Here is a 4,856-nt window from a genome sequence, read left to right as displayed (position 1 = left end):
CGGTGGGGGTGGCGAGGCTGGCGGTGGCCGCGTCGCGGACGATGTCGCGCGGGACCAGGCGCCCCGAGCGGTAGCCGATGCCGATGCCGGCGATCAGCACGAAGATGGCGCCGAAGGTCTGCAACGAGCCGATCAACGCGCCGCCGAGGCCGAGCAGCGGGCTGGCGATGACGAGCATCACCCCGTCACCCATGCTGAACATGCCGGAGCGGGCCACCGCCCAGCCGGTGAGCAACCAGCCCACGCTGTAGCAGGTGGCGCCGACGAGGACGAGCGCCCGGGCGGTGGTGCCGAAGACCGGCGTCTGTTCCGCCAGCCCGGCGAAGGGCAGCATGAGCACCGTGCCGGCGATGCTGACCAGCAGGCCGGCGGCGACCACCCGGCGGCTGCGGGTCGCGGCGAGCAGCCCGGTCAGCGCGAGCAGCGCCAGCAGCCCGAGCCAGACCGCAGCCACCCAGCCCACCAGGTAGAGCGGGCGGCCGTCGGCCGGGTACGGGTCGTTGCCCACCCCGCCGTCGCTGGCCATCGCCACGACGCCGTAAAGGATGGCGTACGCCGGCAGCAGCCACACGGCGGCCCGCGCGAACCGGCGCAGCGACCAGGCCCAGCTGGCGTTGGTGGCCGGCCCGGGCGGCGTCGGGTCGCCGACGAACGGCAGCACCCCGAATCCCCCGCCGGTACGCCGGGTGCCCAGCGGTCCGGTCGGGTCGTGCGCGCCGGGCACCGGGGCCGAGGACCACACCCGCTTCGCCGGATCCTTCATACCTCACCTCGCTCATCCCACGCGCGGTGCGGGACGCGCCGGGGCGCCCCGATCCCTGCTCACCGCCCGTCCTAGGACCGATGGTGGCAGGCACCGGAGCGCCCCATGAGCGTTTCTCGCATTTCCCCGGACCGGGGTTGGCGCGGCCGGAGAACCCGGTCGACCGCGCCCGGGCCGGCCCGTACAGCGGCCGGCCCGCGGCCCCGCGTCAGCCGCGTTCGCGCTGGTCGGCGGGGTCGTTGAGCAGGCTCCCAGGGGAGACCGGCTCGGGCGCGGGCAGCCCCTTCGGGGCCTTGCCGCCGGTGGCCTGCGCCTCGGCGACGCGTACCTCGTCGTGGATCTCCCGGGCCGCGGCCGCCGCGGCCTGCGCCGCCTCGGCCGCCTCGCGCTCGACCTCGCTGGCCCCGTCGGACGCCTCCGGCGACGGCGCGTCGCCGACCATCTGGCTCAGCCCGCCGAGCGCGCCGCCCATCCCCTCCAGGGCCTTGGTCAACTCGGCCGGCACGATCCAGACCTTGTTGGCCGTGCCGCTGGCGATCTGCGGCAACGCCTGCAGGTACTGGTAGGCGAGCACCTTCTGGCTCGGGTTGGCCTGGTGGATCGCGTCGAAGACGGTGCGGATCGCCTTGGCCTGGCCCTCGGCCTGCAGGATGCGGGCCTGCCGGTCACCGTCGGCGCGCAGCACCGCCGCCTGCTTCTCACCCTCGGCGGTGAGGATCTGCGCCTGCTTGTGCCCCTCCGCGTTGAGGATCGCGGCGCGGCGGTCCCGCTCGGCGCGCATCTGCTTCTCCATTGAGTCACGGATGCTCGGCGGCGGCTCGATCGCCTTGATCTCCACCCGGGTCACCTTGATGCCCCAGCGCCCGGTGGTCTCGTCCAGCACCCCCGACAGGTGCCGGTTGATCTCCTCCCGGCTGGTCAACGCCCGCTCCAGGTCCAGCGAGCCGATCACGTTACGCAGGGTGGTGACGGTGAGCTGCTCGATCGCCTGGATGAAGTTGGAGATCTCGTACGTCGCGCGGACCGAGTCGATCACCTTGTAGTAGAGGACCGTGTCGATCGAGACGACGAGGTTGTCCGAGGTGATCACCGGCTGCGGCGGGAAGCTGACCACCTGCTCGCGCATGTCGACCTTGGTCCGCACCGCGTCCACGAACGGGACGAGCAGGTTCAGCCCCGGGTTGAGGGTGCGCTTGTACTTGCCGAGCCGCTCCACCACGTCCTGGCGCTGCTGCGGCACGATCCGCACCGCCTTCATGAGGGTCACCACGGCGATCACCGCCACGGCGATCAGCAGGACCGGAAACACGAGTTCCATATGCTCACCTTTTCGCTTCGGGTAGTTCGCCGGAAGGAGAAATGTCGTCCCGCCAGACCAGGGCGGTAGCGCCCCGGACCTGGATCACCTGCACCCGTTCACCGGGCGCGAAGACCTGACCCGCGTCGTAGGAGCGGGCCTGCCACAGCTCACCGTCGATCTTGACCAGGCCCTGCCCGGTGTCGACCCGCTCCAGCACCAGCGCGGTGCTGCCCTCGATCGCCTCGACCCCGAATGGCTGCTCACCGCTGTCGAGCGCCGAGCGCCCGTGCCGGCGCAGCGTCGGCCGGATGCCCAACACGGTCAACGCCGACACCACGGCGAAGACGATCGCCTGCACACTCACCGGCGCGCCCAGCGCCGCGGCGCCCGCGGCGGCGAACGCGCCCGCCGCGAACATGATCAGGAAAAGCGTCGTCGTAAAGATCTCGGCGACCGCCAGCACCACACCCAACACGATCCACAACACGGCGTCCACCCCCCGATCGTGACACGTGAAGGCACGCCCAGCCGACCCGCGAAGATCGCTAAGCTCGGCGACACGCCCGGGCGCCACCCGCGCCGGACCCGCGAGCGAGGAGAAACCGTGCCCCTGCTGCCCGACACCGCCCGACAGGTCGACACCCTCGTCGCCGCGGCGCAGTCCGCCGGCCGTACGCCGTCGCTGGTGATCGGCGTGGTGCGGGACGGCGTCCTGGCCCAGCTCGCCACCGCCGGTGAGCACCCGCGTCCCGCCGCCGACCTGCAGTACCGCATCGGCTCGATCAGCAAGACGATGACCGCCACCCTGGTCATGCAGCAACGCGACGCCGGCCGGCTGGCTCTGGACGACCCGCTGGAGGCGCACCTGCCAGGCACCGCGGTCGGCGGGCTCACCCTGCGCCACCTGCTCGGGCACGCCAGCGGCATCCAGCGCGAGCCCGACGGGCAGTGGTGGGAACGCAGCGCCGGGGTCGATCTGGCCGCCCTGCTCACCGGAGTCACCGCGGAGAAGATCGCGTACCCGCCGCAGCGGTGGTACCACTACTCGAACCTGGCGTACGGGCTGCTCGGCGGGGTGCTGGAGCGGATCACCGGCAGGCCCTGGGCCGAGCTGCTGCGCGAACGCGTCCTCGAACCGCTGGGCATGCGGCGCACCACGTACCACCCGACCGAGCCGTTCGCCCACGGGTACGTGGTGCACCCGTGGCACGAGACGCTGCGGGAGGAGCCGCGTACCGACACCGGCGCGATGGCGCCGGCCGGGCAGCTCTGGTCCACCGTCGAGGACCTCGCCCGCTGGGCGGCCTTCCTGGCCGACCCGGCGCCGGAGGTGCTCGCCGCGGAGACGCTGACCGAGATGTGCGCGCCGGTGGTGATCAGCGACCTCGACTCGTGGACCGGCGGGCACGGCCTGGGGCTGGAACTCTACCGGGAGGGCGAGCGGGTGTACGTCGGGCACGGCGGCTCGATGCCCGGCTACGTCGCCGCCCTGGCGGTACACCGCCCCAGCCGCACCGCCGTGGTCGGCTTCGCCAACTCGTACGGCTTCCGCACTGGCTCGATCGGCGCACTCGGCCAGCGGATCCTGACCACGGTGCTGGACGCCGAGCCGGCGCCGGCCCGGCCGTGGCGGCCGGCCGACGCGACACCACCGGCCGAGGTGGCCGAGCTGACCGGCATCTGGTGGTGGATGGGGTCGGCGATGGAACTCACCTGGGACGGCGCGTCCGGTGAACTGGTGGCCGGCCAGCGCGGCGGGCGGACGCACCGGCTGGTGCCGGAGGGGCCGGACCGGTGGCGCGGCCGTTCCGGCAACGAGACCGGTGAGGTGCTCAGCGTCCTACGCGACCAGGCCGGCCACCCGGTCGCCCTCGACATCGCCACCTTCGTCTTCACCCGCACCCCCGACCAGGAACCCTGACCCGGGGCCGGAGACGCAGCCCCGGTCAGGCCGGTTCGGTGACGAAGTCGATCAGGCGCTCCATCGCGTTGATCAGCGGGGTCTCCACGTCGGCATAGCTGTCCACCCGGGACAGGATGCGCCGCCACATGTCGGCCGGCTCGGCCACCCCGAGCGTCGCACAGACCCCCTCCTTCCACGGCCGCCCCGGGGGCACCACGGGCCACGCCGGGATGCCCAGTGCCGCTGGCTTGACCGCCTGCCACACGTCGACGTACGGGTGACCGGTGACCAGCACGTACGGGGAGATCACCCGGGCCACGATCCGGCTCTCCTTGGAGCCGGGCACCAGGTGGTCGACGAGGACGCCGAGCCGGCGGACCGGGCCCGGGGCGAAGTCGCGCACCTCGGCGTCGAGCGCGTCGATGCCGTCCAGCGGCTCCACCACGATGCCCTCGATGCGCAGGTCGTCGCCCCAGATCCGCTCGACCAGGGCGGCGTCGTGGACGCCCTCCACCCAGATCCGGCTGGCCTTGGCGACCTGGGCGCGGACGCCGTCCACGGCGATCGAGCCGGAGGCGGTGCGCCGGCGAGCCGCGGGCACCGGGGCGCGGATCGGCCGGCGCAGGGTCACCGGTTGGCCGTCGAGCAGGAACGCCGCCGGCAGCAGCGGGAAGTTGCGCCGCCGGCCGTGCCGGTCCTCCAGCACCACCGCGCCGGCCTCGAAGCCGACCACCGCGCCGCAGAAGCCGGAGTCGGCGTCCTCGACCACCAGGTCCGGTTCGGCGTCCACCTCGGGGGTGACCTTCCGCCGCCGCCAGTCCCCCGCTAGCACGTCCTCGCCGTACCGCCCACCACCCATGACGATCAAGCTAACCCGCACCCTGTCTCTT

Annotated in this window: 5 protein-coding genes; 1 reads left to right on the top strand and 4 read right to left on the bottom strand. The window is 73.1% G+C overall.

Annotated elements, in window-relative coordinates; all coding sequences use genetic code 11:
- The 3 genes from C1I99_RS29350 to C1I99_RS29340 form a co-directional block, all read right to left on the bottom strand.
- On the bottom strand, nucleotides 1-763 hold a 763-nt coding region (locus tag C1I99_RS29350), incomplete at its 3' end, for a hypothetical protein (RefSeq protein WP_111137432.1).
- Nucleotides 764-971: 208 nt separating this feature from the next.
- Nucleotides 972-2,081: an SPFH domain-containing protein gene (locus C1I99_RS29345; RefSeq protein ID WP_111137431.1), complete on the bottom strand. Its 1,110-nt coding sequence runs from the start codon at nucleotides 2,079-2,081 to the stop codon at nucleotides 972-974.
- 4 nt (nucleotides 2,082-2,085) lie between these two features.
- A complete protein-coding gene (locus C1I99_RS29340) occupies nucleotides 2,086-2,559 on the bottom strand; it encodes an NfeD family protein (RefSeq protein WP_111137430.1) in 474 nt (157 codons plus the stop codon).
- Between the two features lie 108 nt (nucleotides 2,560-2,667).
- On the opposite strand from C1I99_RS29340, the gene C1I99_RS29335 reads away from it, so the two are divergent.
- Nucleotides 2,668-3,984, top strand: coding sequence for a serine hydrolase domain-containing protein (locus C1I99_RS29335; RefSeq protein WP_111137429.1), 1,317 nt, complete (start codon nucleotides 2,668-2,670; stop codon nucleotides 3,982-3,984).
- A 25-nt stretch (nucleotides 3,985-4,009) separates the two neighbouring features.
- On the opposite strand, the gene C1I99_RS29330 is transcribed toward C1I99_RS29335, so the two are convergent.
- On the bottom strand, nucleotides 4,010-4,825 hold the full coding sequence (locus C1I99_RS29330) for a DUF3097 domain-containing protein (RefSeq protein ID WP_111137428.1): 816 nt from the start codon (nucleotides 4,823-4,825) through the stop codon (nucleotides 4,010-4,012).
- Nucleotides 4,826-4,856: the final 31 nt, after the last annotated feature.

It is taken from the genome of Micromonospora deserti (assembly GCF_003236335.1).
GTDB classification, from domain to species: domain Bacteria; phylum Actinomycetota; class Actinomycetes; order Mycobacteriales; family Micromonosporaceae; genus Micromonospora; species Micromonospora deserti.
Note: the sequence above shows the minus strand (reverse complement) of the source record. Positions and strands in the feature narration are given on the sequence as shown.